This window comes from Kitasatospora sp. NPDC114501 (assembly GCF_055633695.1).
The window spans coordinates 251,886-275,591 of the sequence record NZ_JBVKDS010000012.1; the positions used below are offsets into that span (position 1 = coordinate 251,886).

A 23,706-nucleotide genomic window follows, 5' to 3' on the forward strand; every position below is an offset into this window, starting at 1 on the left:
CTGTTAGCCGTCCGCTGTTATCGGTCAGCTGTCAGCCGTCAGCCGTCAGCCGTCAGCCGTCAGCCGTCAGCCCGCTCCCGCCTCCCGCTACCGGGTCGGCTTGGCGATCAGCAGCTCCGTGTTGTGGTCCCCGCCCGTGCCCAGCAGCGCCGTCGGGCGGCCGTTCGGGTCGTTGTACGACAGCTCTCGGTAGAGCGCCGCGAGGTTGGCGTCCGAGGTGCCGCCGAAGTCCGTCCCGTACGGCGCCGAAGACTCGATCAGCGTGGTGAACAGCGAGAGCGTGCCGTCTCCGTTGTCCGCGATCTCGATGATCCGCCCGTGCTGCGGGTAGTCGATGTGCGAGGCGGTGTTGATCTCCCAGAACGCCCGCTCCGGCACCGTGTGCCCGTGCGGCGTGATCTTGTTCATGTGGGTGTGCCCGTTCACCCATGCGACCACGTTCGGGTAGCGCTGGAGCAGTGCCACCAGCTCGTTGCCGTCGTGCCGTCCCTCGAAGATGTTGCGCGGGTCCGGCAGCAGGTTGCCCATCGTGCCGCTGGTGTGGTGGCTGAAGACGAGGATCAGCTCGTCCGTGCTCCCGCCCGTCACCCGGCGCCCGTCGGCGTCGTACCAGTGCCCGCTGTGCGCCTTCAACTGCTGCTCCAGCCAGCGCAGTTGCGCGGTGCCCAGCGAACCGTCGGCGAACCCGGCCTGGTTGGTGGTGTCCAGGCTGATGCCGACCACCTTCTCCGAGATGCGGAAGGTGTAGTAGAGCTTGCCGCTGTTCACCATGTCCGAGGTGAAGCCGTGCCCGTACGGGCCGGCTCCGGTGACCGCCGGGTCCAGGTGGGCCTTGGCGAACTCCTTGAGTGTGAACGGCCGGCGGCGCTCGTCCGGGGTGACCGTGCGCACCAGGTCGCCGTCGGCGAGCAGCTTCGCCAGCAGCAGCACGGCGCCCGCCGGGTCGCGGCGCAGCGAATCCGCCAGCTGGGCGGCCGTGGCGTCGTCGCAGCCCTCCAGCTTGTACTGGCCGGTGTACAGGTCGTTCAGCAGTCCGAAGTCCGGCAGCGAGCCCTCGATGCTGTCGTCGTGGTTGCCGACCGTCGTGTACCAGGGCGTGCGCAGGCCCGGCGCGTCGAAGGGGCGTCCGGCGGCGGACAGGAAACCGGGTATCTGTGGGAAGCCCTTCGCCTTGTAGCCGTCGTTGTAGGCGAGTTCGGGGTTCCAGTAGGCGGCGTTGCCGGAGTTCTGCACGCCCTCGTAGCGGCTGGGGTCACCGGTGTTCTGGGCCAGCCGGCCGCCGCCCATGACCTTGAGGTACCAGTCGAGTTCGGCGAGCTCGTGGTTGTCGGTGTTGTCACCGGTGGCCATCACCATGCTGAACGGCATCCCGGTGTAGGGGCCGCCGGCGAGCGAGTTGACCCGCTCGACGAGGGCCGAGACACCGCGGGCGTTCAGGGCCTCCTGCGGCCGGTAGGCGCTGCCGTTGAGCTTGGCCAGGTACTCGAAGCGCACCGGGGACTCGGTGTCCACCAGGTGCAGGTCGCTGAACTGGACGAAGCTGGCGAGGCCGGTCCGGCGGTCGTCCCGCCCGGCGGTTGCCGACGCCAGGTCGCCGCGCACCACCAGCGGCCAGCCCGGTCCGGCCGTCAGCCGCTTGTAGCCGTCGGTGCCGACCGGCGTGGCCACCTGCTCCAGCGTGGTCCCGCCGATCCGGACCGCCCGCGCGGCCGTCGTCGCCAGCGCCTGGTCGCGCGCCGCGGCCGAGGCGAACTGCGCGCCGCCCAGCGACAAGGCCGACCAGGCCGCGGCCACCGACGTACCCGTGAGGAACGTACGCCGACTCATCCCTGCCACAAAAACCCCCACATACTGATGGCCCGGCGGGGCAGTCTCCCCGGCCGGGCCCACGTGTGTCATGAACCCGCTTTCTGGCGGACCGCCAGATTACTCACTGGTAGGCATGGTGGGCGAGGCCCGTGCGGAGAACTCTTCGGGAACACGGGGCGGCGGCCCTTCGCACCTCGCGCCACGGGATCCGCCGACCCGCGCCCGACGCGGCCGCCGCTACCCCGGTCGGGCTCCGCCGGGCCGGGTGGGGGAAAATCGGCGAACGGCGGCCGGTCCGGCCGCCGGAGCGGAGCAGGACGGCGCGGGACGCCGTCGGAAACGGGGCGCAGGTGGCCGCAGCGGGAGCCGAGGCGGGAGCGGGAGGCCGGGCCGGCCAGCTGAAGAGCAGCGGCCTGCGGCCCGGCTGGACGACGGGCGCCTGCGCCACCGCCGCCACCAAGGCCGCGTACACCGCGCTGCTCACCGGGGAGTTCCCGGACCCGGTGGTCATCACCCTGCCCAAGGGCCAGCAGCCCGCCTTCGCCCTCGCCGCCGAGGAGCTGACCGGGGCCGGGGAGCCGGCCGGGGCCGAGGCGCCGACCGGGGCCGGGGAGTCGAGCCACGCTGCGGACCCGGCTCATGTCGTGGACCCGACCGGCACGGAGCCCCGGCCGGCTGCCGCCATGGCCGGGGTGGTCAAGGACGCGGGCGACGACCCCGACGTCACCCACGGCGCGCTGATCCGCTCGACCGTGCGGCCCGGCGAGCCCGGCACGGGGGTGGTGTTCCGGGCAGGGCCCGGGGTGGGGACGGTCACCAAGGCCGGTCTGCCGTTGCCCGTCGGCGAGCCCGCGATCAACCCGGTGCCCCGGCAGATGATCCGGGACGCCGTCGCCGAGGTGGCTGCCGCGCACGGGGGCAGCGGGGACGTGGTGGTCGAGATCTCGGTCGACCACGGCGAGGAGATCGCCCGTTCCACCTGGAACCCCCGGCTCGGCATCCTCGGCGGTCTGTCCATCCTCGGCACGACCGGGGTGGTCGTCCCCTACTCCTGCTCGGCCTGGATCGACTCGATCCGCCGCGGGGTGGACGTGGCCCGGGCGGCGGGGCGCACCCACGTGGCCGGTTGCACCGGTTCGACCTCGGAGAAGGTCGCGGTCGCGGAGCACGGGCTGCCCGAGGACGCGCTGCTGGACATGGGCGACTTCGCCGGCGCCGTGCTCAAGTACCTCAAGCGCCACCCGGTGCCCCGGCTGACCATCGCCGGCGGCTTCGCCAAGCTGTCCAAGCTCGCGGCCGGCCACCTCGACCTCCACTCGGCGCGCTCCCAGGTGGACAAGGGGTACCTGGCCGGACTGGCCCGGCGGGGCGGTGCGGACGAGGCGCTGGTCGAAGCGGTCGCGGGCGCCAACACCGCACTGGAGGCGGTGCAGTTGTGCCGGGCGGCCGGAGTGCCGCTCGGGGACCTGGTCGCCGAGGCGGCCCGGGCGACGGCGCTCGGCGTGCTGCTGGGCTCGCCGGTCGCGGTGGACGTCATCTGCATCGACCGGGCGGGCACGGTCGTCGGCCGGGCGGAGCCGCTGGGGCCGTGACATTGTCACGAGTGTCACGACGGCGTGACAACATCACCTGGTGATGTGGAGAACTGACGTCCATACGGGGTGAGAATCGGACAAATAGAGCACCACGCCGGGCCTCCGTTCTGTCGTCATCTCAACCATGAGATATCGTCTGGCGAGTGACAGGCGACTATCTCACCCGTATCGGCACCCTCATCCGTACCGCGCGCCAGCACCGCGGCTGGTCCCAGGCGCAGCTCGGAGAGGCCCTCGGAACCAGCCAGAGCGCGGTCAACCGCATCGAACAGGGCAAGCAGAACGTCAGCCTTGAGATGATCGCCCGCATCGGGGAAGCCCTCGACAGCGAGATCGTCTCCCTCGGGTACTCCGGCCCGATGCACCTGCGCGTCGCCGGCGGCACCCGGCTCTCCGGCGCGATCGACGTCCGCAGCAGCAAGAACGCCTGCGTGGCGATCCTCTGCGCCTCGCTGCTGACCACCGGACGCACCACGATCCGCAGCGTCGCCCGGATCGAGGAGGTCTACCGCATCCTCGAGGTGCTCACCAGCATCGGCGTCAAGAGCCGCTGGATCAACGAGGGCCGCGACCTCGAACTCACCCCGCCGGTCGAGCTGGACCTCGCGGCGATGGACGTCGAGGCGGCCCGCCGCACCCGCAGCGTGCTGATGTTCCTCGGCCCGCTGATGCACCGCGCCCAGCGCTTCGCCATCCCGTACGCGGGTGGCTGCGACCTCGGCACCCGCACCGTGCAGCCGCACCTGACCGCGCTGCGCCGCTTCGGTCTGGAGGTCGCCACCACCGGCGGCGCCTACCACGCCTCGGTCGAGCCGGGCACCCCGCTGGACCGGCCGATCGTGCTGACCGAGCGCGGGGACACCGTCACCGAGAACGCCCTGCTGGCCGCCGCCCGGCACGACGGCGTCAGCGTCATCCGCAACGCCTCGCCCAACTACATGGTCCAGGACCTCTGCTTCTTCCTGGAGAAGCTGGGCGTGAGGATCGAGGGCATCGGCACCACCACCCTCACCGTGCACGGCGTCCCGGAGATCACCTGCGACGTCGACTACACCCCGGCCGAGGACCCGGTGGAGGCGATGAGCCTGCTGGCCGCCGCCGTCGTCACCTCCTCCGAGCTGACCATCCGCCGGGTGCCGATCGAGTTCCTGGAGATCGAGCTCGCGGTGCTGGAGGGCATGGGCCTCGACTACGACCGCACCCCCGAGTACCCGGCCCACAACGGCCACACCCGGCTGGTCGACCTCACCGTGCGCCCCTCCAAGCTGACCGCGCCGATCGACACCATCCACCCGATGCCGTTCCCCGGCATCAACATCGACAACGTGCCGTTCTTCGCCGCCATCGCCGCGGCCGCGCACGGGACCACGATGATCCACGACTGGGTGTACGACAACCGCGCGATCTACCTGACCGAGCTGACCCGCCTCGGCGCCGACGTCAAGCTCCTCGACCCGCACCGCGTGCTGGTCCAGGGTCCCACCCGCTGGCGCGCCGCCGAGATGATGTGCCCGCCGGCCCTGCGCCCCGCCGTGGTCATCCTGCTCGCCATGCTCGCCGCCCAGGGCACCTCCGTCCTGCGCAACGTCTACGTCATCAACCGCGGTTACGAGGACCTGGCCGAGCGCCTCAACTCGATCGGCGCCCAGATCGAGACCTTCCGCGACATCTGATGCACCGTCATGCTGCTGGCCCGCCTCACCCGTTGAGGCCGGTCAGCAGCACGGCGACGTCCAACCCGGTGTCCAGGTAGTCCACGAACACCGGGTTGTTCAGTGCCCAGGGCGAACGCCGCTCCCGGACCAGCCGGACCGCCTCGCCGCTGCCGTACCCGAGCCCGACCAGCGCCTGGGCCACCACCAGACCCGAGCGGTTGTACCCGGAGTGGCAGCGCACCAGCGTCCGCCGCCCCTGCCGGACGGCGGCCACGGTGAGTTCGGCCGCCTCCTGGACGGCGAGCAGCTGACCGGGGGAGAGCGGGGCGTCGGGCACCTCCCGGACGACGTGCTCCACCCCCGGTGCCGGGCCGTGCCCGGGGAGCGTGAACAGGCTGACCACCAGGTCGAACCCGGTGTCGACGATCGCGAGTTCCAGCTCGCCGCCGGGCGGGGTGAAGTAGTGCCCGCCCATCCAGAGCCCGGGGACGATCTCGTTCCAGGGGTCGGACGGCCCGGGGGTCTCGGGTTCCTTCCGGCGCGTCCGCACGTCCTGCTCGCTCCCTCGCTGCCGATGGCGTTCCGGCCTCGTCTCGGCCCGGTCCGTCCGGTCCGCCCGGTCCGGTGTCGTCCGGTGCGACTCGCCGCCGCTACTCGCCGGTGGTGCCGTCGAGGTGCTCGCGGAGCAGGTCGGCGTGGCCGTTGTGGCGGGCGTACTCCTCGATCATGTGGGTGAGGATCCAGCGGAGCGAGAAGACCTCCTCGCCGTGGTGGCCCAGGACGTCCAACGACTCCGCGGCGGCCACGAGTTCCCTCGCGTGGTCGCACTCGCGGCGCCAGATCGCGAAGGCCTCGTCCGGGTCGGCGGACTCGACGTCGAACTCGGCGAAGGAGCCGTCCGGGAGGCGGCCCCAGAAGCCGCGCACGTCCTCGCCGTTGAGGACGTTGCGGAACCAGCCGCGCTCCACCTCGGCGAGGTGGCGGACCAGCCCGAGCAGGGAGAGTCCGGAGGGTTCCAGCACCCGAGCGCGGAGCTGCTCCGTGGTGAGCCCCGCGCACTTCATCGCGAGGGTGTCGCGCTGGTAGTCCAGGAAGCCCGCCAGGGTGGCGCGTTCGTCGGCGGTACGGGGGGTCTGGGTTCGCTGGTCATCGGTCATCGGGCCATCCTGCCCGGTCGTCGGCAGGTCCGCCCGCTCTTTCCCCGGTACCCGGCCGGGCGCAGGCCGGACGGACGGACGGTGTCAACGGTCGTCCGTCGGCGCCCGGTTCGGGCCGTACGCTCCTCCCCGCGACGTCGGGGGAAAGACCTGCCTACCGCAGTCGCTCCAGCCAGCGAAGCGCGCCCGGGACATCGGGTACGACCGGTACGCCGTCCGGGGCCGGCGGGCGCTCCACGATGATGACGGGCAGGCGGAGTGCGCGGGCGGCGGTCAGCTTGGGGGCGGTCGCGGCGCCGCCGCTGTCCTTGGTGACCACGATGTCGATCCCGTACCTGCGCAGCAGTGCCTCCTCGCCCTCGACCGTGAACGGGCCGCGGTCCAGGAGGACTTCGAAGGAAGGCGGGAGCGGAGGCTCGGGCGGGTCCACCGAGCGGGCGACGAAGTGGACGCCGTCCAGGTGGGCGAAGGCGGCGACGCTCTGCCGGCCGGTGGTGAGGAGGACCCGCTCCCCGCGCCGGGGCAGCAGGTCGGCGGCCGCGGCGAGCGAGGGGACGGGGAGCCAGCGGTCCCCGTCCACCCGGGTGAAGCCGGGGCGGCGCAGCACCAGCAGGGGGACCCCGGTGGCGGCGGCCGCGAGGGCGGCGTTCCGCGAGATGCCGGCGGCGAACGGGTGGGTGGCGTCCACCACCGCGTCCACGCCTTCCGCGCGCAGCCAGTCGGCCAAGCCCTCCGGCCCGCCGAAGCCGCCGATCCGCACCTCCCCGGCGGGCAGCCGGGGTCGGGCGACCCGGCCGGCCAGCGAACTGGTGACCCGGTGGGCGGTCGGGACGAGTTCGGCGGCCAGCGCCCGCCCCTCGGTGGTCCCGCCGAGGATCAGGACGTGCCGCATCACGCCCCGCAGGGCTCGTGCGGGCGCTCGCGGTCCGCCGAGTAGAGGTGGCTGTCGCGGAACTGCTCGGCGGCCAGCGTGCGGCCGACGAGGATGACGGCGGTGCGGACCACACCCGCCGCCTTGACCTGCTCGGCGATGTCGCCGACGGTGCCGCGCAGCACCAGCTCGTCGGGGCGGCTGGCCATCGCGACCACGGCGGCCGGGCAGTCGGCGCCGTAGTGCGGGAGCAACTGCTCGACCACGTCGTCCACGTACCCGGCGGCCAGGTGCAGCACCAGCAGGGCGCCGCTGCGGCCGAGGGTGGCGAGGTCCTCGCCCTCGGGCATCGGGGTGGCGCGCTTGGCGATCCTGGTGAGGATGACGGTCTGGCCGACGGTCGGGACGGTCAACTCCCGCTTCAGCGCGGCCGCGGCGGCGGCGAAGGCGGGTACGCCGGGCACCACCTCGTACGGCACGCCGGCCGCGTCCAGGCGGCGCATCTGCTCGGCGACGGCGGAGAAGACGGACGGGTCGCCGGAGTGCAGCCGGGCCACGTCCTGACCGGCCTCGTGCGCGGCGACCAGCTCGGCGGTGATCTGGTCCAGGTTGAGCTGCGCGGTGTCGATCAGCCGGGCGCCGGGCGGGCACTCGTCCAGCAGCTCGCGCGGGACCAGGCTGCCCGCGTACAGGCAGACCTCGGCGCGGGCCAGGATGCGCTGGCCGCGCAGGGTGATCAGGTCGGCGGCGCCCGGGCCGGCTCCGATGAAGTGGACGGTCACGAGGCGTTCTCCTGGGGGGTCTCGGACTGGACGGCGTAGGGCGTGCCGCCGACGTGCGTGCCGCCGACGGGCTTGACGCCGGCGGGAGTTCGGGTGCCGCCGCCGTCGGGCGTGCCGCCGTCGGGCTTGACGGCGGACCACTGGGTGACGGGCATGGCCTGGCGCCACCCGGTGAAGCCGCCCACCGGGACGGCGTGGGCGACGGCGAGTTTGACCAGCTCCCCGCCGTGGCGCCGGTACCACTCGGTGAGCAGCGCCTCGGACTCCAGCGTCACGGTGTTGGCGACGATCCGGCCGCCGGGGCGCAGCGCGGCCCAGCAACCGTCCAGCAGGCCGGGCGCGGTGAGGCCGCCGCCGATGAACACGGCGTCGGGAGTGGGGAGTTCGGCGAGCGCGGCGGGGGCGGGGCCGGTCACCACGCGGAGCCGGGGCACGCCGAGGGCGGCCGCGTTGCGGGTAATCCGCTCGGCCCGCACCGGGTCGCGCTCGACGCTGACGGCCCGGCAGTCCCGGTGGGCGCGCAGCCACTCGATGGCGATCGACCCGGACCCGCCGCCGACGTCCCAGAGCAGTTCGCCGGGGGAGGGGGCCAGCGTGGCGAGGGTCGCGGCGCGGACGTGGCGCTTGGTGAGCTGGCCGTCGCTCTCGTACGCGGTGTCGGGCAGGCCGGGGACGAGGGAGGTGCGGGGGCCGTCGCCGAGTTCGACGGCGATGACGTTCAGCGGGTCGCCGGACGGGTGCGGCCAGCCGTCGGCGGGGCCGTCCAGGTGGCGTTCGGCGGGGGCGCCGAGCTGTTCGAGCACCCGCAGGCGGGCGGTGCCGTAGCCGCGGGCGGTGAGCAGCGCGGCGACGGCGGCGGGGGTGGCCGCGTCGGCGCTGAGCACCAGCAGGCGGCGGCCGGGGTGGAGGGCGAGCGAGAGGGTGTCCAGTGGCCGGCCGACCAGGCTGACCACCTCGGTGGCCTCCAGCGGCCAGCCGAGCCGGGCGCAGGCGTAGGAGACGGAGGAGGGGTGCGGCAGGACGCGCAGGCGCTCGGCACCGACGGTCTCGGCGAGGGTGCGGCCGATGCCGTAGAACATCGGGTCGCCGCTGGCCAGGACGACGGTGCGGCGGCCGGCGTGGGCGGCGAGCAGTCCGCGGACGGCCGGGCGCAGCGGGGACGGCCAGGGGACCCGCTCGGCGGTGACCTCCTCGTCGGGGAGCAGGTCCAGCTGGCGGGGGCCGCCGACGACGACCTCGGCCTCCCGCAGCGCGGCCCGGGAGCCGGCGGCGAGGCCGGGCCAGCCGTCGGCCCCGATCCCGACGACGGTGATCGGGGGTGGCAGCTCGGGCACCGGGTGGCTCCTCGTCATTCGAACAGACCAATGGGTAGGAAAATCCAACTAGCGGGGCAGCCTACCTGGCGGCCTCACCTGCCCAGTTCCCTGACTCGATCAGCGCCGGCCGCTCCCGCAACCGCGCCTCGGCCCTCGGCCCGGCGAAGTAGACCCAGGCCTCCCGCAACTCGTCCGCCGCCGTCCGCACCGCCGCCCGCCGCCGCACGTACAGCCCGGTCCCGTCCGCTCGGCAGTCCTCCAGCCGGTCCAGGGCCTCCAGGGCTCCGGCGTACGCGCCCGGGCGTACGGTGACGAGCTCGCCCAGGACCCGGCGCCCCGGCGCCGGGTCCGGCACCGCGTACGGGAAGCCGGGCCCCTCGTGCAGCGCCGCACCCTCCAGCACCGCCGGCCGGACGTCGGCGCAGCGCCCGGCCAGGTGGACGGCGTGATTGCGGCCGCCGCTGCGCAGCGTGCCGTACACGAAGAACGGCAGGGCCTCCTCGGGTGCGGACAAGGGTTCGACCTCCTCGCTGGGGAGCGCCCACCGTACGTCCTGCGGTCCGATTCCTGATACCGACTGGCGCGCCGGGCCGTCCATGCGCTGTCATGTCGGATGTTCGGCCAGCACCGTCCAAGGGGGACACACATGACATCGCCCGCTTCACCCTCCCAACCGGCCGAGATCCCCGGCTCAGCCCCTGACACTCCCGCCCCGACTCCCGCCCCCACCCTCACACCCGGAGGCAAAGCCGGAGCCGGAGCCGGGGCCCGAGCCGGAGCGGAAGCCGCGGGCAAGGCCAGGGCCAAGGCGGCCGCCACCCCGCCCCCGCTCGCCGACGCCCTCCCCACCTCCCGCCTCGGCGGCGCGGTCTGGCTGGCCCTCCTCGTGGTCTACGTCGTCTGGGGCTCGACCTACCTGGCGATCCGGATCGCCGTGGAGACGATGCCCTCCTTCCTCTCCGCGAGCGCCCGCTTCATCACCGCCGGCCTGCTGCTGGCCGGCTTCCTCCTGGTGCGCCAGGGCCCGGCCGGTCTGAAGGTGACCCGGCGGCAGCTGGCCTCCTCCGCCCTGGTCGGCCTGCTGCTGCTGACCGGCGGCAACGGCATGGTGGTCCTGGGCGAGACCTCCGTCCCCTCAGGCCTGGCCGCCCTGCTGGTGGCCGCGGTCCCGCTGTGGATGGTGGTGCTGACGGCGTTCGGCGGCGACCGCCCGAAGCCGGCCGAGCTGGCCGGGGTGCTGCTCGGACTGGTCGGCCTCGGCGTCCTGTCGGCCCCCGCGATCGGCGGGTCGATCGAGCCGGGCGGCGTGATCCTGATCATCGGCGCCACCCTGCTCTGGGCGACCGGCTCCTTCGTGAGCAAGAAGATCCCGATGCCCGGCAACGTGCTCGCCGCGAGCGCCTACCAGATGCTGGCCGGCGGCCTCGGCAACCTGCTGGTCGGGCTGGGCCGCGGCGAGCAGCACGGTCTGGACCTCGGGGCGATCTCCGGCCGGTCCTGGCTGGCCCTCGCCTACCTGGTGCTGTTCGGCTCGCTGCTCGCCTTCACCGCGTACGCCTGGCTGCTGCGCGCCGCCCCGCTGACCCTGGTGGCCACCTACGCGTACGTGAATCCGGTGGTCGCGGTGCTGCTGGGCTGGCTGATCCTGGCCGAGCCGCTGACCGGCCCGACCCTCGCGGGCGGCGCGATCGTGGTGGCGGGCGTCTGCCTGGTGGTGAGTGTCAGCCGGCGTCCGGGCCGCTCGTCCCGCGCCGGGGGCGCGGCCGGCCCGGCGAAGGGGCCGTCCGCTCGTAGATGAGCGCGCTGCGGCCGGCAGCACGCCGCGGCCCGCCCAACGCACGTTGGGCGGGCCGCCGGACGTACGGCTCAGAAGCTGTGCGGCGGCTTGCCCGTCCACCAGTTGCCGGGCGCGTCCGGGTCGCGGCTGGTCCAGAACTCGATGATCGCGCTGGTGAACTCGGCCGCGGAGAGCACGCCGTCGCCGTCGGTGTCCAGGTGACGGAAGGCCTCGTCGGCGTCGTCGCGGGAGAGGCCGGCGAAGTGGCCGCGCTGGAAGACGAAGAACTCGCCGGCGTCCACCGTCCCGCTGCGGTCGGCGTCGGCGACGGCGAGGAAGGCTTCGGCGAGCGCGCCGAGGATCTCGTGTGCGGCCTTCGGGTCGTCGGCGAGCGAGCCGGTCGAGCCGACGAACTGCTCACGGGTGATCGCCTGGGTGCCGGCGGGCAGCCGGGTGAGGTGCAGGTCGTGCCAGGTCGTCAGGTAGGCGCGGACGATCAGGGCCTCGGCGTCGGAGCCCTCCTGGTGGCCGAGCGATCGGGCCACCGAGAGGCCCATCAGGACGTGGTCCCGCTCGGTGAGCAGGCCGTCGCCGTCGGCGTCGAGGTGATCGAAGCCGTGGTTGATCTTTGCGATGAGCAGGTCGTCCGACAAATGTTCCCCCTCGGTTGGTGATTCCTTGCCCGGGTCTCCTACGTCACATCGCCTGCACGCTAGCGCCTCGAACCCGACCGGCGCAGCCGAACGAACGGCGAACGACCTGCTGTTTCACTCCCGCGGGGCCCGCCGCGCCACCGGCCGCGTCACCCGGCCGCGCCATTCAACGCACCGCCGCCAGCAGCTCCCTCGTGTACTCGGTGTGCGGCGCCTCGAACGGCTGGTCCCGGTCGGTGGACTCGACCAGCCGGCCCCGGTGCATCACCGCCACCCGGTCGCAGAAGTGCCGGACCACCGCGAGGTCGTGGGAGACGAACAGGAAGGCGACGCCGAGCCGTTCGCGCAGCTCCATCAGCAGGTTGAGCACCTGGGCCTGCACCGACACGTCGAGCGCGGAGACCGGCTCGTCGGCGATGATCAGGCGCGGCTGCGGGGCCAGCGCCCGGGCGATGCCGATCCGCTGGCGCTGCCCGCCGGAGAACTCGTGCGGGTAGCGGTCCAGGTGCCCGGCCTCCAGCCCGACCTGCTCCAGCAGTTCGGCGGCGCGCTCCCGCCGTTCGGCCGGGCCCAGCGTGGTGTGCAGGCGCAGCGGGGTGTCCAGGGTGCGGGCGATGGTCCGGCGCGGGTTGAGCGAGGCGTACGGGTCCTGGAAGACCAGCTGGATCTCCCGGCTGAGCCGCTTCCGCAGCTCCCGGTCCGGCCGGGTGACGTCCTGGCCGTCGTACAACACCGTTCCGCCGGTGGGCCGTTGCAGCCCGGCCAGGACCCGTGCGGTGGTGGACTTGCCGGAGCCGGACTCGCCGACCAGCCCCAGCGTCTCGCCGGGTGCGATCCGCAGGCCGAGGCCCTCGACCGCCCGGACCGGTTCCGCCCGCAGACCGGGGAAGCGGCCGCGCCCGGGGAAGTGCACGGACAGCTCGTCCACCTCGACCAGCCACCGCTCGGGACGCTCGACCGTCCGCGGCCGGAACGTCCGCGACGGCGCCGGCTCGTCGACCGTCGGCAGGGCGGCCCCCGGTACCGAGTCCAGCCGGAGCGCCGCGCCCACCAGCGCCCGGGTGTACGGCTCGCGCGGCGCGGACAGCAGCTCGGCGGTCGGCGCGGACTCGATCCCGACCCCGCCGCGCAGCACCAGCGTGCGGTCCGTCGTCCCGGCGACCACGCCCAGGTCGTGGCTGACCAGCAGCACCGCCGTCCCGTGCTCGCGCTGCAACTCGCCGAGCAGGTCGAGGACCTGCCGCTGGACACGGGCGTCCAGGGCGGTGGTCGGCTCGTCCGCGACGAGCAGCCGCGGGTCGTTCATCAGCGTCATCGCGATCATCACGCGCTGGCGCATGCCGCCGGAGAACTGGTGCGGGTAGTCGCGGGTCCGGGCCGCGGGGATGCCGACCCGGTCGAGCATCTCGGCCGCCCGCCGGCCGGCCTCGGCCCGGCCCGCGCCCGGGTGGTGCAGCCGGTACATCTCGGCGAGCTGGGCGCCCACGCCGTGGAAGGGGCTGAGCGAGGTGAGCGCGTCCTGGAAGACCAGCGCCGCCCGTCCGCCCCGCACCCCGCGCAGCGCGGACTCCTCGGCGCCGACCACCTCCTGCCCGTCCAGCCGGATCGAGCCGGTGACGGTGGTGGTGCGCGGGTCGTGCAGGCCGAGGACGGCGAGCCCGACGGTCGACTTGCCGGAGCCCGACTCGCCGACCAGGCCGAGGACTTCACCCGGCCCGAGGTCGAAGGAGAGGCCACGGACGGCGGTCACCGGCGCCCCGCCGCGCGGGTCGGCGAAGGTGACGGTCAGGTCGCGGACGCTCAGCACCGGCTCGTCAGCCTTCGCCGTCACGCCTCGTGCATCGGCGGTATCGGCTACCGCGGCCCGCACACCCGCTCCCGGCACAGTGGACTTCATCGAAGGACTCCCCATCAGCTCAGCCGCACACGCGGGTCGAGCCAGGCGACCGCGAGGTCGGCCAGCGCGACGAACAGCACCATGAAGCAGGCGGCCAGCAGCACCGCGCCGACCACGGCGGGCAGGTCCTGCCCGGCGACGGCCTCCGTGGCGAAACGCCCGACCCCGTTCAGCCCGAACACCGTCTCGGTGATCACGGCTCCGCCGAGCAGCACCCCGGCCTCCAGCCCGATCAGCTGCACCAGCGGCCCGGCGGCGCCGCGCGAGGTGTATTTGAGGTGGGCGCGCAGCCGTCCCAGGCCCTTGCCACGGGCCGTGCGGACGTACTCCTCGTTCATCGTCTCCAGCAGCTGCGAGCGTGAAAGCCGGGCGAAAACCGCCGAGTTGACGAAGCCGAGAACGATCCAGGGGAGCAGCAGCCCGCCCGCCCAGGCGGCCGGGTCGTCGGCCGGCGAGGTGTAGGAGGGGAGCGGCAGCACGCCGGTGGAGTACACCAGCAGCCACTGCGCGACGTACCCGAGGAAGTAGATCTGCACGCTGGCGCCGACCAGGGTGAAGCCGGACAGCAGCCGGTCGGTCCGCCGCCCGTGCCGCAGCGCGGAGACGAACCCGGCGCCGAGCCCGAACACCAGCAGGACGGCGAGCGCCCCGGCGGTCAGCGAGAGGGTGACGGGCAGGTGGTCGGCCAGCGCCTCGCTGACCGGCTGGTGCAGCCGGTAGGAGTAGCCGAGGCAGGGGGCCTCGCAGTGGATGGTCGAGCCGTCGACGTCGCCGATGTCCCGCCCGGCGACGACCCCGACCAGGTAGTCGGTGTACTGGGTGAGCAGCGGCTGGTCCAGGCCCATGCTCTGGCGCACCGCCGCGACCTGCCCGCTGTCGCAGCGCGGGCCGCAGGCGGCGCGGGCCGGGTCGGCGGGCGCGGCGAAGAAGAGGGCGAAGGCGGCGGCGGAGACCGCGACCAGGACCGCGAGGGCCTGGGTGGTCCGCCGCAGGACGAAGGAGAGCATGGCCGATCCGGGGTCGACGGGACGGGGGAGGCGGAGGAGCGCGGAGGAGCGCGGAGGAGCGCGGAGGGAGGGGCCGCCCGTCGTCCCGACGGGGAGCGAGGGGCGGCCCCGGCACTCAGGACTTCAGGTACAGCCAGGCCAGCGAGACGGTCCCGTAGATCGGGTGGATGAACGCCCCGCCGACGTTGCCGCCGCGCAGCTGGTTGACCGTCGGGTAGGCGAACGGCAGCACCGGAACGTCCTTCATCACGGTCTGCTCCAGCGCGTACAGCTCCCTGGCCTTGGCGCGCGGCTCGCCGATCTGGTTGATCCGGTCGATCTCCTTGTCGACCTCCGGGTTGCGGTAGCGCGCGGAGTTGAGGTCGCTGCCGGCCCGGCCGTCGAAGGAGAACGGGACGAGGGTGGACGGGGTCGGCCAGTCGACCGAGCTGGTCTCCTCGAACAGGTCGTACGGGGAGTCGGCGCGGTGCACCTCGTCCAGGAAGGCCTTGGGGTCGACCGGCTTGGGCACGACGGTGATCCCGGCCCTGCCGAAGCCCTCGACCAGCACCTGCGCCACGCGCTGCCCGGTCGGGGTGTTCCGGTACGCGTAGGTCAGGCTTCCGGGTGCCTGCCCGGCCTTGGCGAGCGCGGCCTTGGCGGCCTCCGGGTCGCCCTCGGGCCTGACCGGGTGGAGGTCGTACTTCTGCCAGTCGATCAGCGCGGGGGAGCTGAGCGTGGTGGCCAGCTCGCCGGTCCGGGCGCCGCCCTGGACCTGGCGGGCCTGCTGGCGCGGGTAGGCCAGGTGCAGCGCCGTGCGGACCTGGACGTCCGGCACCCGCTCGTTGTTGATCACCAGCTGGGTGACGAAGGCGCCCTGCCGGCCGGAGACGACCAGCTCCCTGGCCTTCGGGTCGGTGTCGGTGGTCTGGTACAGCTCGGCGGAGAGGGTGTCGGCGGCGGTGGTGGCGTTGGCGCCGCCGTCCCGGCCGGAGAGGATCTCCTGGTTGATGTTGAGCGACTCCTTGCCGTACGTGAAGACGAACTTCTCCGGGTACTGGCTGCGGATCGGGTCGGTCTCGGGCTTCCAGGCCGGGTTGCGCTCCAGCACCATCCGGGTGTTCTGGACGTGCTCGACGATCCGGTACGGCCCGGTCGCGAACGGCAGGCGGTCGTAGTCCGTGCCGGTGTCCTTGTCCCGGCGCACCGGCGAGGAGGAGGACTCGGCGGCCATGTACGGGACGTCGGCCTGCGGCTGCGGGAAGTGGAAGACGACGGTGCGCTCGTCCGGCGTCTCGATCGCGTCCAGGTCGCCGGCCTGCGGGCCCGCGTACTTGGCGCGCGCCGCCTCGTAGCTGGCCTCGCCGGTGAGCCACTGGGGCCAGTACGGCGGGCCGACCTCGTAGCCCTTGCCGAAGGTGCGCTCGATGCCGTACTTGACGTCCTGGGCGGTGATCGGCCGGCCGTCCTCCCAGGCGACGCCCTGCTTGAGCCGGTACGTCCAGGTGCGTCCGCCGTCGGCCGGGGTGCCGGTGTCGGTGGCCAGGTCGCCGACCAGCTTGGCCTTGCCGTCCACGACCTGGTACTGGGTCAGCTGGCGGCCCCAGAGCAGCGAGGCGTTGTAGGTGGCGCCGGCGTAGACCTTCTGCGGGTCGAGGTGGCGGAACTCGACGCTGTTGTACACGTTCACGGTGCCGCCCGCCCGGGCACCGGGGACGGCCGGGGCCGGGCCGGCGCTCTCCTGCTCGCTGCCGAGCACGGCGGTCAGCGGGGAGGTCTCCTTGGCGGAGGCCCCGGCGGCGCCGCCGGAGCCGGTGGTGCCGCCCGCGCCGGCCGAGCAGGAGGTCGCGAGCAGGGCGGTGGCGACGACGGCGAGGGACGGTCTGGTCCAGCGCATGGCGAATCTCTCCTTGTCCCGGCGGGTCGTGCCGGGGCGGGCTCGGGTTGGTGGACGGGCTCGGGTTGGTGCACGAGCCCGGGTGGTGGAGCGGAGAAGGTGAAAGGTTTCAGCGGGCAGTGCCGGCACGCGGGTCCAGCGCGTCCCGGACGGCGTCGCCGAGCAGGTTGAAGGCGATGACGAACAGCAGCAGCGCCACGCCGGGAAACACCATGTAGGTGGGGTCGGCCTGGAAGACCTCGGAGCCGCGCGCGATCATCCGACCCCAGTCCGGGACCGGCTCGGTGATGCCGACGCCGAGGAAGGACAGCGCGGCCTCGGAGGCGACGAAGGTCGGCACCGCCATGGTGGCGTGCACCAGCAGCTGCGAGCGGACATTCGGCAGGAGTTCGTGGACGACGACATGGAACCGGCTCGCGCCCTGGGCCCGTGCGGACTGCACGAAATCCCTTTCCCGGAGCGAGCGGACGGTGGCCCGCAGGGAAAGCGCGAGCGGAATCCAGCCGAATGCCGAGAAAACCACGACCAGCACCAGGAACTGCATCCACTCCGGTTCCGCGGTGCCCGGGTCGACCAGCCGGGACTGGATCACCGGACTGAGCGCGAGCAGCAGGAGCAGGGTGGGAAAGGCCAGCAGCACGTTCGCGAGGAATCCGAACAACCGGTCCGTGATCCCGCCCAGATAGCCGACCGCGACGCCGGCCAGCACGCCCAGGGTGGTGGTCACCGCGGCGGCCGCGAAGGCGATCAGCAGCGAGGTGCGGATGCCGTACAGCAGCTGGGTGAACACGTCCCGGCCGAGGCCGGGCTCCAGGCCGAACCAGAAGTCCCCGGAGATCCCGCCGTTCGGCAGCATCGGCAGTCCGCCGTCGCTGAGCAGGCCGGGGATGTTCTGGCCGTAGTGGTCGACCGGGTTCCTCCCGTACAGCGCGGCGATCAGCGGGGCGCCGAGGGCGAGCAGCAGGAACAGCACCACCACCGCCAGGGCGGCGGCGCCGACCCGGTCGCGCAGGATCCGCCGCAGCAGTCCGGGGTTCGCGGCGGGCGCGGGCCCGGCCGCGCTGCCCGGGACGGTGTCGAGCACTGCCATGAGGCGTAACCCCCGAATTCTCCGCCGCCCATGGTGAGGGTGCGCTGGTGTGCATTTCCGGTGCGGCCTCCGGGGGTTTCCCGGCGGCCGTTCGAGCGTCATTGGATCGGATGCGTCCGAGGTTCCGCAAATCACCTCCGGCAGCCGTTCGGGTAATTCCTGCCGAACTGTTTCGGGAAATGTGGCGGCTTCATTTCGCTGAAACACCCGCGTTGCAGAAGAGCGGACATAAGCGGACATGGCGGGCGGGCCGTTCCGCATTCTGAGACCTCCGCCACAGTCCCTCCGGTGTTGGTACGATTCCGGCGGGCCGCGACTGGCGCGTAGGGATGGAATCAACCATCGGGAAGCGGCCCCGTGAATCCTCACGTGCACGTCCGCCGAGCGCCTGGGCCCCCGCATCCCCACCAGGAGACCGCCATGGCCCAGCAGCCCCACACCGCCGCCTCCCTCGCGGCCGACACCGCCTTCCGCAGCGCCCTCGACGTGGTCGCCGGCGTCGAGCCGCGGATCGCCGCCGCCATCGGCCAGGAGCTGGCGGACCAGCGCGCTTCGCTCAAGCTGATCGCCAGCGAGAACTACGCCTCCCCGGCCGTCCTGCTCACCATGGGCAACTGGCTCAGCGACAAGTACGCCGAGGGCACCGTCGGCCGCCGCTTCTACGCGGGCTGCCGCAACGTCGACACCGTCGAGAGCATCGCCGCCGAGCACGCCCGCGAACTGTTCGGCGCCGACCACGCCTACGTCCAGCCGCACTCCGGCATCGACGCCAACCTGACCGCGTTCTGGGCCGTCCTCTCCCAGCGGGTCGAGAGCCCGGCGCTGGAGCGCGCCGCGGTGCGCAACGTCAACGACCTCACCGAGGAGGACTGGGCGCGGCTGCGCCAGGAACTCGGCAACCAGCGGATGCTCGGCATGTCCCTGGACACCGGCGGCCACCTCACCCACGGCTTCCGGCCCAACATCTCGGGCAAGATGTTCGAGCAGCGCAGCTACGGCACCGACCCGGCCACCGGCCTGATCGACTACGACGCGCTGCGCGAGACCGCCCGCGAGTTCCGACCGCTGATCATCGTGGCCGGCTACTCCGCCTACCCGCGCCTGGTGGACTTCCGCAGGATGCGCGAGATCGCCGACGAGGTCGGCGCGACCCTCATGGTCGACATGGCGCACTTCGCCGGCCTGGTCGCGGGCAAGGTGCTGACCGGCGACCACGACCCGGTCCCGCACGCCCACATCGTCACCACCACCACCCACAAGTCCCTGCGCGGCCCGCGCGGCGGCATGGTGCTGTGCCAGTCCGAACTGGCCGAGCACGTCGACCGCGGCTGCCCGCTGGTGCTCGGCGGCCCGCTCTCGCACGTCATGGCCGCCAAGGCGGTCGCCCTCGCCGAGGCCCGCCGTCCCGAGTTCCAGGCCTACGCCCGCGCCGTCGTCGCCAACGCCCAGGCGCTCGCCGAGGGCCTGCTGCGCCGCGGCGGCAAGCTGGTCACCGGCGGCACCGACAACCACCTGGTCCTCGCCGACGTCTCCGGCTACGGCCTGACCGGCCGCCAGGCCGAGGCGGCCCTGCTCGACTCGGGCATCGTCACCAACCGCAACTCCGTCCCGCAGGACCCGAACGGCGCCTGGTACACCTCCGGCATCCGCCTCGGCACCCCGGCCCTCACCACCCGTGGCCTCGGCACCGCCGAGATGGACGAGATCGCCGACCTGATCCACACCGTCCTGGGCGCCACCAACCCCACCACCACCGCCAAGGGCGCCCCGTCCAAGGCCGCCTACACCCTGGACGCCGCCCTCCGCGACGCCACCGCCAAGCGCGCCGCCGACCTGCTCACCCCGTACCCCCTCTACCCGGGCGTCGACCTGGCCTGACGGCCGGCCGGCCACTGGCGGGGTGTGGCGCCGCGGGCGCCGGACAGCGAACAGCCGACAGCGAACAGAATTCAGCGAACAGATAACAGAGTTTGAAATCTGTTATCTGTTCGCTGAAACCTGTCAGCCGTCAGTCGTCAGCCGTCCCCGTCCGTCGCTCTAGTACTGCAGGGACTTGTACTGGAGGAACTCCTCCAGCCCGTGGCGTCCCAACTCCCGGCCGAGGCCCGAGCTCTTGTAGCCGCCGAAGGGTGCGAGCGGGTTGAAGCGGCCGCCGTTGAGGTCGACCTGGCCGGTGTCGAGGCGGCGGGCGAAGGCGGCGGCGGTGTCGGTGTCGCGGGCCCATACGCCGCCGGACAGGCCGTACGGAGTGCCGTTGGCGAGTTCGGCGGCGTGGTCCTCGTCGCGGTAGCGGAGGATCGCCAGGACCGGGCCGAAGACCTCCTCCTGGGCCACCGTCATCTCCGGGGTGACGTCGGCGAGCACGGTCGGGCGGACGTAGTACCCGGTGGGCAGTTCGGCGATCGGCTCCGAGCCGCCGACCACCAGCCGGGCGCCCTCGGCCAGCGCGCCGTCGATGTAGCCGCGCACCCGGTCCAGCTGCCGGGCGTTGACCACGGGGCCGATCCGGGTCTGCGGGTCGGTCGGATCGCCCGGCCGGTACTGGGCGGCGACCTCCTCGGCCCGGGCGACCGCCTCGTCGTACTGGTCCTCGTGCACCAGCAGCCGGGTCAGCGCGCTGCAGGTCTGGCCCGAGTTGGCGAACACGTTGGCCACGTTCGCCTTGACCGCGCGGGCCAGGTCGGCGCCCGGCAGCACCACGTTGGCCGACTTGCCGCCCAGCTCCAGGGAGACCCGCTTCAGCCCCCGGCCGGCCGTCTCGGCGACCTGCCGGCCGACGGCGGTGGAGCCGGTGAAGGAGACCAGGTCCACCTCCCGGTGCCCGACGAGCGCCGCGCCCGCCACCGCGCCGGTACCGGTGACCAGGTTGAACGCGCCCGCCGGGAACCCGGCCTCGTGCACCAGCCGGGCGAACAGCCGGGCCACCAGCGGAGTGTCCTCGGCCGGCTTGAGGACCACGGGGCAGCCGGCGGCCAGCGCCGGGACGGCCTTGGCCACGATCTGGTGCAGCGGGTAGTTCCACGGCGTGATCGCCGCGACCACCCCGACCGGCTCGGCGTGCACCACCGAGTTGCCGATCCGCTCCTCGAAGGGGTGCTCGGCGAGCAGGCTCAGGTAGGAGGTCGCCACGGCGAGCGGCAGCCCGGCGTGCACGGCCCCGGCGAAGCCGACCGGCGAGCCCAGCTCGGCGACGACCGTCTCGGTGATCTCGTTCTGCGCGGCGGCGATCCCGTCCCGCAGCCGGGTCAGCAGCGCCAGCCGCTCCTCGCGGGTGGTCGCCCCCCAGCCGCGGGCCGCCCGGCGGGCCGCCGTCGCCGCCGCGTCGACGTCGGTCACGCCGCCGGCCGGCACGGTGGCCAGCACCTGCTCGGTCGCCGGGTTCAGCACGGTGATCGACCCGGTGTCCCCGGAGGGCCGCCACTCGCCGTCGATGTACTGGTCGCCGTGTTCCGCGTACTGCCGCACCCGATCGTCCCCTCATCCACTCGACCGTTTAACTAGCAGCGCTAGTCGAGGGTCAGTCAACGCGGCACGGGCGGCCGCGCGCAAGAGTCAATCCCGATCGGCGGACGTGGCGGTTACTTCGGGGCGAACCGTGCGGTGTACTCGTCGAACGGCTCGATGCCCACCGCCGCGCGCCGCTCGTCCAGCCGCTCCGGCTCCTCGCACGGCCACGGCACCGGCCGGCCGTCCACCACCGCGCCGATCTGGGTCCCGTAGCGCTGCTCCCGGCCCTCGTTGACGGCCAGTCGGTCCTGGAGGAAGGCCAGGTCGCGGGCGCTCGCCTCACCCCGGGCGACCGCCTCGCCCATCAGCTCCGCCGCCCGCCGCTGGACGTCGAGCTGCCGGTCCGCGTGCTGCGCCACCAGCCATGCCGCCCGGGCCGCCTCGGGTCCGACGGTGCGCCCGGTCGGCCAGCCGTGCGCCGCCATGATCTCCGCGAGCCGGTCCCCGTGCCGGGCGGTGAGCCGCCGCCAGGCCGCCTGCTCGGCCAGGTCCGGGCTGTGCGCCAGCCGGGCGGCCGCGCCGTCCTCGGCCATCATCGCGACCAGTTCCTCGGCCAGTTCTGCCACCAGTCGGTCGGCCGGCTTCCCGCCCGGCCCCTCGCCCCGTTCCGATCCGGGCCCGCCGTCCTGCTCCTGCACGTCCGCCATGCCGATCCGCTCCTCCGTGTCCGGGCCCTCCTGCCGAGGCCCGCCCGGCACCACGCTAGGGGCGGAAACCGCGACGAAGATCATCCCCGAAGACGGTGACCCGGGGGTGCCGTCCACGGCAGAATGGACGTACACCGGGAACGGAACGCACCGCGCCCGCTCCCCACGGACGCCGAAGGGCCGGTCGGATTCCTCCGACCGGCCCTTCACCGTGAGCTCGTGAGCCCGTGAGCTCATGGGTCCATGGGATCCACGGGATTCACGGGCTCATGAGGCCCCGCTCGTCCACACCTCAGACCCGCGAGGGCTCCCCGGCGTCCACCGGCTCGGCGCCCTCGGCCTCCGCCATCTCCCTGCGGACCTCGGCCAGCGAGGGGTTGGCCCATGCGCTGGCGACGCCCCAGCGGTAGAACGCCAGCCCGATCGCGGCGACGATCAGCAGGTCCCAGCCCTCCGGCAGGTAGCCGTTCCCGCCGAAGTCGGCGCTGCCCGCCCAGGAGACGCCGGCCATCACGAACAGGTACGCGACCATCCAGGCGCCGGCCTTGAGGTGCGGCTTCAGCTCGGCGAACGGCTTGCGCAGCTCGTACCAGGCCCAGATCGGCAGACCGGCGGCCATCAGCAGGATGACCTTGCCGGTGAGCGGCCAGCGGGCCCAGTAGAGCACCAGGGAGCCGAAGACCATCGCGACCGGGGCGATCACCGGCATGGCGCGCAGGCGGACCGGCCGGGGCAGGTCGGGGGCCAGGCGGCGCAGCGCCATCACGGCGACCGGGCCGGTGATGTACGAGATCACGGTGGCCACCGAGACGATCTCGGCCAGCGAGCCCCAGCCGCGGAAGACCGCGAGGAAGAGGAAGGCGACCACCAGGTTGAGCAGCAGCGCCGGGCGCGGGATGCCGGTCTTGGCGTCGACCTTGCCGAAGACCTTCGGCAGGTGGCCGTTCTCCTGCACGCCGTGGATCATGCGCGAGGTGGTGGCGGCGTAGATCATGCCGGTACCGGACGGCGAGATGAACGCGTCCGCGTAGAGCAGGATCGCCAGCCAGTTGAGGCCCCAGGCGATGGCCAGGTCGGCCAGCGGCGAGGTGTAGGAGAGGTTGCTCCAGCCGTTCGCCAGGTCGCCGCTCGGGATGGCGCCGAGGAAGGCGATCTGCAGCGCGACGTAGATCACCAGGGCGATCAGGATCGAGCCGATGACGGCCTTCGGCAGCGACTTGCCGGGGTTGCGGGCCTCGCCGGCCAGGTTGAGCGGGGACTGGAAGCCGTTGAAGGCCCAGACGATGCCGGAGACCGCGACGGCGGTGAACACCGCGCTCCAGCCGTTCGGCGCGAAGCCGCCGTGGTCGGTGAAGTGCGCCGAGTCGAAGTGCGCGAAGAGCAGCGCACCGGCGGTCACCGTCGGGACGATGACCTTGAAGACGGTGATCGCGGTGTTGGTCTTGGCGAACAGCGTGATCGCGAACCAGTTGAGGACGAAGTAGACGACCAGCAGCACGCTGGCGAGCGCCACGCCGCTGAGGGTCAGCTCCTTGCCGTCGTACAACCCCTGCGCCCAGCCGAAGTGCCAGGAGCTCATGTACTGCACGGAGGCGGTGGCCTCACCCGGGATGACCGAGACGATGGCGATCCAGTTCGCCCAGGCGGCCAGGTAGCCGGCCAGCGAGCCGTGCGAGTACTGGCCGTACCGGACCATGCCGCCGGCCTTGGGGAACATCGAGCCCAGCTCGCTGTAGGTGAGCGCGATGGTCAGCGCCACCGCGGCACCGATCACCCAGGCGAGGATCGAGGCGGGGCCGGCGAGCTTGGCGGCGCGCTCGGCACCGAACAGCCACCCGGAGCCGATGATCGACCCCAGCCCGACCGCGGTCAGGCTGATCGTGCCGAGCGATCGGCGGTAGTTCTGGTGTGATGGCGTCGACGAGTCGGGCTCACTCAACGTATCGGTCCTCTCGCTCGTGGTTCATCGGATGGTGTAGGCGTTTTTGTGATTTTGAGCCGCTATTTCGGGCAAACGGAAAGCAGCCTATGTTCCGAAAAGGGGCGAATACCTCAGAGGAAGCTCAA

At 73.0% G+C, this 23,706-nt stretch carries 19 protein-coding genes and 1 riboswitch; of the genes, 4 read left to right on the forward strand and 15 right to left on the reverse strand.

Translation table 11 applies throughout. From position 1 onward, the window contains the following. Nucleotides 1–87: 87 nt before the first annotated feature. A complete protein-coding gene (locus ACZ7RU_RS23540) occupies nt 88–1,827 on the reverse strand; it encodes a TIGR03767 family metallophosphoesterase (protein ID WP_470342904.1) in 1,740 nt (579 codons plus the stop codon). 332 nt (nt 1,828–2,159) lie between these two features. Here ACZ7RU_RS23540 and ACZ7RU_RS23545 point away from each other — a divergent pair, with 332 nt between their 5' ends. Continuing rightward, entirely contained in the window at nt 2,160–3,401 is a 1,242-nt protein-coding gene (locus ACZ7RU_RS23545; RefSeq protein ID WP_470342905.1) for a cobalt-precorrin-5B (C(1))-methyltransferase, read from the forward strand. A gap of 146 nt (nt 3,402–3,547) precedes the next feature. Then, nucleotides 3,548–5,077: a UDP-N-acetylglucosamine 1-carboxyvinyltransferase gene (locus ACZ7RU_RS23550; protein ID WP_470342906.1), complete on the forward strand. Its 1,530-nt coding sequence runs from the start codon at nt 3,548–3,550 to the stop codon at nt 5,075–5,077. A gap of 25 nt (nt 5,078–5,102) precedes the next feature. Here the strand turns inward: ACZ7RU_RS23550 and ACZ7RU_RS23555 are convergent, their stop codons facing one another. From ACZ7RU_RS23555 to ACZ7RU_RS23580, 6 genes are all read right to left on the reverse strand, one after another. Further along, complete coding sequence (locus ACZ7RU_RS23555; RefSeq protein WP_470342907.1) at nt 5,103–5,609, reverse strand: protein-tyrosine phosphatase family protein; 507 nt, start codon at nt 5,607–5,609, stop codon at nt 5,103–5,105. 100 nt (nt 5,610–5,709) lie between these two features. Further along, nucleotides 5,710–6,216, reverse strand: a complete 507-nt coding sequence (locus tag ACZ7RU_RS23560) for a DinB family protein (RefSeq protein ID WP_470342908.1) — start codon at nt 6,214–6,216, stop codon at nt 5,710–5,712. A 154-nt stretch (nt 6,217–6,370) separates the two neighbouring features. After that, nucleotides 6,371–7,108 carry a cobalt-precorrin-6A reductase gene (locus ACZ7RU_RS23565; protein ID WP_470342976.1) on the reverse strand — a complete coding sequence of 246 codons (738 nt, stop codon included), beginning with the start codon at nt 7,106–7,108 and terminating at the stop codon, nt 6,371–6,373. Beyond that, on the reverse strand, nt 7,108–7,869 hold the full coding sequence (gene cobM, locus ACZ7RU_RS23570) for a precorrin-4 C(11)-methyltransferase (protein ID WP_387756682.1): 762 nt from the start codon (nt 7,867–7,869) through the stop codon (nt 7,108–7,110). The genes ACZ7RU_RS23565 and cobM overlap by 1 nt, the downstream gene beginning before the upstream one ends. Beyond that, the gene (cbiE, locus tag ACZ7RU_RS23575) at nt 7,866–9,221 is read right to left on the reverse strand and encodes a precorrin-6y C5,15-methyltransferase (decarboxylating) subunit CbiE (protein WP_470342909.1); all 1,356 of its coding nucleotides are present in this window, start codon (nt 9,219–9,221) and stop codon (nt 7,866–7,868) included. The genes cobM and cbiE overlap by 4 nt, the downstream gene beginning before the upstream one ends. Nucleotides 9,222–9,264: 43 nt before the next feature. Continuing rightward, a complete protein-coding gene (locus ACZ7RU_RS23580; protein ID WP_470342910.1) occupies nt 9,265–9,699 on the reverse strand; it encodes a gamma-glutamylcyclotransferase family protein in 435 nt (144 codons plus the stop codon). 132 nt (nt 9,700–9,831) lie between these two features. Between ACZ7RU_RS23580 and ACZ7RU_RS23585 the strand changes: the two genes are divergently transcribed. Beyond that, entirely contained in the window at nt 9,832–10,983 is a 1,152-nt protein-coding gene (locus tag ACZ7RU_RS23585) for an EamA family transporter (RefSeq protein ID WP_470342911.1), read from the forward strand. Nucleotides 10,984–11,051: 68 nt separating this feature from the next. Here ACZ7RU_RS23585 and ACZ7RU_RS23590 read toward each other — a convergent pair whose 3' ends face one another. The 5 genes from ACZ7RU_RS23590 to ACZ7RU_RS23610 all read right to left on the reverse strand — a co-directional run bounded on the left by ACZ7RU_RS23590 (nt 11,052) and on the right by ACZ7RU_RS23610 (nt 17,485). After that, on the reverse strand, nt 11,052–11,615 hold the full coding sequence (locus ACZ7RU_RS23590; RefSeq protein WP_470342912.1) for an EF-hand domain-containing protein: 564 nt from the start codon (nt 11,613–11,615) through the stop codon (nt 11,052–11,054). Between the two features lie 166 nt (nt 11,616–11,781). Beyond that, on the reverse strand, nt 11,782–13,446 hold the full coding sequence (locus ACZ7RU_RS23595) for a dipeptide ABC transporter ATP-binding protein (protein ID WP_470342913.1): 1,665 nt from the start codon (nt 13,444–13,446) through the stop codon (nt 11,782–11,784). An 80-nt stretch (nt 13,447–13,526) separates the two neighbouring features. Further along, nucleotides 13,527–14,519 (reverse strand): ABC transporter permease, encoded by a 993-nt coding sequence (locus ACZ7RU_RS23600; protein WP_470342914.1) that lies wholly within the window; start codon nt 14,517–14,519, stop codon nt 13,527–13,529. Between the two features lie 115 nt (nt 14,520–14,634). Then, entirely contained in the window at nt 14,635–16,395 is a 1,761-nt protein-coding gene (locus ACZ7RU_RS23605) for an ABC transporter substrate-binding protein (protein WP_470342915.1), read from the reverse strand. A 109-nt stretch (nt 16,396–16,504) separates the two neighbouring features. Beyond that, the gene (locus ACZ7RU_RS23610; RefSeq protein ID WP_470342916.1) at nt 16,505–17,485 is read right to left on the reverse strand and encodes an ABC transporter permease; all 981 of its coding nucleotides are present in this window, start codon (nt 17,483–17,485) and stop codon (nt 16,505–16,507) included. 302 nt (nt 17,486–17,787) lie between these two features. Next, a riboswitch (ZMP/ZTP riboswitch) is annotated at nt 17,788–17,886 on the forward strand. A 19-nt stretch (nt 17,887–17,905) separates the two neighbouring features. Between ACZ7RU_RS23610 and ACZ7RU_RS23615 the strand changes: the two genes are divergently transcribed. Continuing rightward, nucleotides 17,906–19,363 carry a glycine hydroxymethyltransferase gene (locus tag ACZ7RU_RS23615; protein ID WP_470342917.1) on the forward strand — a complete coding sequence of 486 codons (1,458 nt, stop codon included), beginning with the start codon at nt 17,906–17,908 and terminating at the stop codon, nt 19,361–19,363. 159 nt (nt 19,364–19,522) lie between these two features. On the opposite strand, the gene ACZ7RU_RS23620 is transcribed toward ACZ7RU_RS23615, so the two are convergent. The 3 genes from ACZ7RU_RS23620 to ACZ7RU_RS23630 form a co-directional block, all read right to left on the reverse strand. Then, nucleotides 19,523–20,950, reverse strand: a complete 1,428-nt coding sequence (locus ACZ7RU_RS23620) for an aldehyde dehydrogenase family protein (RefSeq protein ID WP_470342918.1) — start codon at nt 20,948–20,950, stop codon at nt 19,523–19,525. 113 nt (nt 20,951–21,063) lie between these two features. After that, a complete protein-coding gene (locus ACZ7RU_RS23625) occupies nt 21,064–21,528 on the reverse strand; it encodes a DUF6624 domain-containing protein (protein ID WP_470342977.1) in 465 nt (154 codons plus the stop codon). A 403-nt stretch (nt 21,529–21,931) separates the two neighbouring features. After that, the gene (locus tag ACZ7RU_RS23630; protein ID WP_470342919.1) at nt 21,932–23,578 is read right to left on the reverse strand and encodes an APC family permease; all 1,647 of its coding nucleotides are present in this window, start codon (nt 23,576–23,578) and stop codon (nt 21,932–21,934) included. Nucleotides 23,579–23,706: the final 128 nt, after the last annotated feature.